The organism is Bacteroides sp. ET71, assembly GCF_023336905.1.
Lineage (GTDB): Bacteria > Bacteroidota > Bacteroidia > Bacteroidales > Bacteroidaceae > Bacteroides.
Genome location: NZ_JAMBLS010000096.1, coordinates 1 through 1,180, shown reverse-complemented (window position 1 = coordinate 1,180; position 1,180 = coordinate 1). Strand labels below are relative to the sequence as shown.

At 45.3% G+C, this 1,180-nt stretch carries 1 protein-coding gene; it reads right to left on the bottom strand.

The genetic code is table 11. The annotated features are described in order from the left end of the window. Nucleotides 1-31: 31 nt before the first annotated feature. Nucleotides 32-1,084, bottom strand: a complete 1,053-nt coding sequence (locus M3090_RS15305) for an IS1595 family transposase (RefSeq protein ID WP_249057709.1) — start codon at nt 1,082-1,084, stop codon at nt 32-34. Between the last annotated feature and the right edge of the window lie 96 nt (nt 1,085-1,180).

Here is a 1,180-nt window from a genome sequence, read left to right as displayed (position 1 = left end):
CTCCGTGTGGTGATAAATGTACTAACAAACCTTAAACGATTTCATCGTCCGGTAAGTAGTAGTCTCTCCATTTGATGTCCGATGTGTAAATGGCGGCAATCTTAACCAACCTATCAAACAGGTCATATTTCGGGTCGCATGAATCTTTGAAGAATCTTCTGTTGAATTTCCAGCAGAATTCATTCAAGTAAAGTTGCAAGAACTGCTTGTCAACCTCACCATGAATGGCAGCAATGCCACTTCGGCAGCGTCCTATGACAACATGCACCCAAGGCAAATGGGTCTTGACCACAGAATCCACATTGCTTTCAACATGCCGTTCATACCCTTTGAAGTACCCTTCGAAGTTTATGTGCGAGGAGGAACCGTCTGAAACGATGACCGTATCCTTGTCAATGTGTTTACGTACTATTTTGTCCAACGTGTCAGCACTCAGATTGTCAATCACAAACATCTTTATGTAATGGACAACCTTTCCGATGTTTTGCCTTTCCGCTTTTTTAGCCAAATGGGATGCTTTTCTTATGGATTGCCCTGTTGCCTCGGACAAATATTGCTGCAGTACAGTGTCAACAGGCTTGCTTTCAACGATGACAAGTACCTTGGCTTGCTGTTGGCTTCCTGCGCCGCGCTTGATTTTCTCACCGCGCGACTCTTCAGGAATCCGTATCGGAAAGAACGCCTCATCGAGTTCCACTTCATCCGACAATTGGCATATGCAATCCCGCTTTCCCATGATGTTCCTCAACTTCATCATCATAAGCCATACGGGAGGGTATTGCTCTATCCGCAGCTGGTGCTGGACTTCTTTTGCGGAAAGCACCTGCTTGATGGATGTCATAAGGTGCATGGCATAGAACCAAGTGCGAAGGGACAACTTGCTGTGTTCCATTACCGTCCCCTTGGTCAAGGGAATGCTGCAACCGCACTTTGTACACTGGAACGCTTTTCTCCCTTGCAGCCACTTATCAGTTTTGACGCCACAATTAGGGCAGGAAACGCCTTGGATGATGCGAATGTCTCTAAAATAAGACACGCAGGATTCTTCCGTCGGAAAACGACCTTCAAATTGACTTAGCAGCATATGGCTTTTCTTGCAAATTTAGTCGCTTTCATTCCATTAGAAAAGCTGCACCAGCGGACTTAACAGATTTTAGTACATTTATCACCACACAGAGTT

What these genes read in the sequence shown, in the direction of transcription:
- M3090_RS15305 (WP_249057709.1), bottom strand. Translation starts at nt 1,084, where the DNA reads ATGCTGCTAAGTCAATTTGAAGGTCGTTTTCCGACGGAAGAATCCTGC.